Below are 1,154 nucleotides of genomic sequence, written 5' to 3'. Positions count from 1 at the left end.
GCGACTCCGCGCCCAACAACGCTGTTCAGTTCCCGTCCCCACCGGCGTCGTTCGCGCACGTAGCGGTGTATTCGCGGGGCGTGTCGGCCTCTGAGCCGACGCCCCCGACTGGTTCGCCGGACGATTGCCCGCCGACTGGTTCACCGGGCCGGTGGACATCGACATCGACCGCGACGAGGTCGTCGTGGTCGGCGAACTGCCCGTCCCCGGCGACGCGAGCACCCCGACGGCCACAAAAGAGGGCGCCCTCGCCCGCTTCCGCGAGTCGACCCGCCCGGCGCGCATGCAGATCGCCGACGAGGCCCAGCGGCGTTACGGCCGCAGCGTCGCCTGGGGCGTGCGGGTAGACGGCGAGCGAATCCTGTTCACCCACTTGGCGGTGCCCGTGATGACCCGGCTACGTCAGCCCGAACGCCAGGTCCTCGACACCCTGATCGACGCAGGCGTCGCCCGCTCCCGCGCCGACGCCCTGGCCTGGACGGTCAAACTCGCGGGCAAGCACGCCGAAACCTGGCTGGCCGAACTCCGCGAAGCCATGCGCAAAGTCGACGACCTGCGCTCGGAGGGCCCGACCGGCTTGTGACTTACAGTGGCCTGCATGGAAACCGTGCAGGCCACTGGTCCGATCCTCGTTGTCAACGGACCGAACCTGAACATGCTCGGGACCCGTCAGCCCGAGATCTACGGCGCCGACACCCTCGATGACGTCGTCGCACTGTGTGAGCGGACCGCCGCCCGTTTCGACCGCGAGGTCATCGCCTTCCAGTCCAATCACGAAGGCGCGCTGATCGACCGGATCCAGCGGGCCCGCGGCGAAGTGTCGGCCATCGTCATCAACCCCGGCGGCCTCACCCATACGTCGGTGGCATTGCGCGACGCCCTGATGATTCCTGAGGTGCCGATCGTCGAGGTGCACATCAGTAATGTGCACGCGCGCGAGGAGTTCCGGCACCATTCCTTCGTCTCCCCGATCGCCACCGCGGTCGTCGCCGGCCTCGGCATCCACGGCTACGCCGCCGCGATCGAATACTTGAGCAAGCCCTAGGCGAGCCGGAAGTCTCTCGACCCACCCGTTCTGCTCCCAGGTCATCGGGCACCTACGCACCAGCGGACAGCTAGCCGTGCCCGCGGTCACCTACCTCACCGACGCCGCG

2 protein-coding genes are annotated in these 1,154 nt (G+C 68.5%); both read left to right on the top strand.

Annotated elements, in window-relative coordinates:
* Positions 1-151: 151 nt before the first annotated feature.
* A complete protein-coding gene (locus AB0F44_RS30220; protein WP_357361065.1) occupies positions 152-583 on the top strand; it encodes a hypothetical protein in 432 nt (143 codons plus the stop codon).
* A 15-nt stretch (positions 584-598) separates the two neighbouring features.
* Complete coding sequence (gene aroQ / locus AB0F44_RS30215) at positions 599-1,045, top strand: type II 3-dehydroquinate dehydratase (RefSeq protein WP_357361064.1); 447 nt, start codon at positions 599-601, stop codon at positions 1,043-1,045.
* Positions 1,046-1,154: the final 109 nt, after the last annotated feature.

Origin of the sequence: Nocardioides sp. NPDC023903, from assembly GCF_040639295.1 — a bacterium.
Classification (GTDB): Bacteria; Actinomycetota; Actinomycetes; order Propionibacteriales; family Nocardioidaceae; genus Nocardioides.
This window is presented reverse-complemented; position numbering and strand designations above follow the sequence as displayed.